Origin of the sequence: Mesorhizobium sp. M1A.F.Ca.IN.020.06.1.1 (assembly GCF_004023265.1) — a bacterium.
Taxonomy (GTDB): Bacteria; Pseudomonadota; Alphaproteobacteria; order Rhizobiales; family Rhizobiaceae; genus Mesorhizobium.
The window spans coordinates 1-1,387 of sequence record NZ_RZSR01001253.1 but is presented as its reverse complement, the minus strand read 5'-3'; the positions used below and the strand labels follow the sequence as shown (position 1 = coordinate 1,387).

Genomic DNA, 1,387 nt, shown 5'->3' with positions numbered 1-1,387 from the left:
CCCGAAATACCCGCCGGCCCAGCCGATGCGCGTCCTGGGGTCGAGGCCGACCGTCGTGCACCAGTCGCGCGGCACGCCGAGCACGCCGCACCAGGCGTGGTCGATGCGGCACCCGGCCGTCTGCGGCAACAGCGTCGTCAGGATCGTGTGCAGCTGGTCGATCGTCGCCTGCTGCGTCCGACCGTTGACGTCGGTGCGCGAGCCATAGCGGTAGGGCACGCCGCGTCCGCCCATGGTGATACGGCCCTCGCGCGTGCGCTGGGCATAGCAATAGGCGTGCGCCGCATTGCCGAGGAGCTCATGCCCGTCCCAGCCGATCTCGCGCCAGAGTTCTTGTGGCAGCGGCTCGGTCACGATCTGCGCGCTGTTGAGCGCCAGCCATGTCCGCTCTTCCCCGGGAATGCCGGCCGTGAACCCCTCCGTCGCGCGAATTATCGTTTCCGCCCGCACCGTGCCACGGTCGGTGGCCACCCTGCCCTTGGCGATCGACGTCACGGTCGTCTTTTCGTAGATCGGCACGCCGAGCCGCTCGACCGCTTCCGCCAGCCCGCGCACCAGCTTGGCCGGCTGCACCCGCGCCTGGCCGTGGATGACGAAGCTGCCCATGACATTCGCGATATTGATGCGCGCGCGTGTGGCTGCAGCGTCGAGCAATTCGATGCGCTCGGGGTCGGCGTCCCAGGAGCGGATCGTCTCGCACGCCTCGCGCACACGTTGGAGCTGTGCGGCATTGGTGGCGACCGTCAGATTGTCGGCACGGCGGATGTCGGCGTCGATGTCTTCGGCCGTCGCCACCCGGATCACCTCGTCGACACAGCCCGCCATCGCTGCCTGCATGGCGCTGACAGCTTGCCGGGTCGAGGTCTTTAGATATTTTTCGCGCGACCAGCCGAAGCCGCCCGAAAGCCAGCCGCCATTGCGCCCCGAGGCACCGAAGCCGGCGAATTCGCGTTCGAGCAGGACTATGCGAAGCGAGGGCTTCGCCTTCTTCAGATAATAGGCGGTCCAGAGCCCGGTGTAGCCGGCGCCGACGATCGCAACATCGGCTTCGATGTCGCCGGGCAAGGGCGGACGCGGGCTTGGGACCGCGCCCAGATCCGCATACCAGAACGAGATGTCGCCGTTGCGCTTGACTTGCATGGGATGGCTTCCAGGAGACCGGAGAGAGGGATCAGGTGAGCGTCGTGTCTGCCGTGCTGTCGTCGGGCAGAAGCTTGGCGTCGGCGCCGTCAAAGCAGAGTTCCACGTTCTCGCCGAGGGCGAAATTCTCGCCCGTCAGCGGCGACCGCACGATCGCGGTCGAGCCGTCGCCGAGCTTCACTTCGTATTTCGATCCCGAGCCAAGATAGATCGCCTCGGCGATCGTTCCCGCCAGGCGGTTCTTGCA

The 1,387-nt window shown here is 67.0% G+C and carries 2 protein-coding genes; both read right to left on the bottom strand.

Going from position 1 to position 1,387, the window contains the following annotated elements:
- A partial coding sequence (locus EOA60_RS33010; RefSeq protein ID WP_128312621.1) for an FAD-binding oxidoreductase occupies window positions 1-1,140 on the bottom strand: 1,140 nt, incomplete at its 3' end.
- 31 nt (window positions 1,141-1,171) lie between these two features.
- The coding region (locus EOA60_RS33005) for a TOBE domain-containing protein (RefSeq protein WP_128312620.1) at window positions 1,172-1,387 on the bottom strand (216 nt) is incomplete at its 5' end.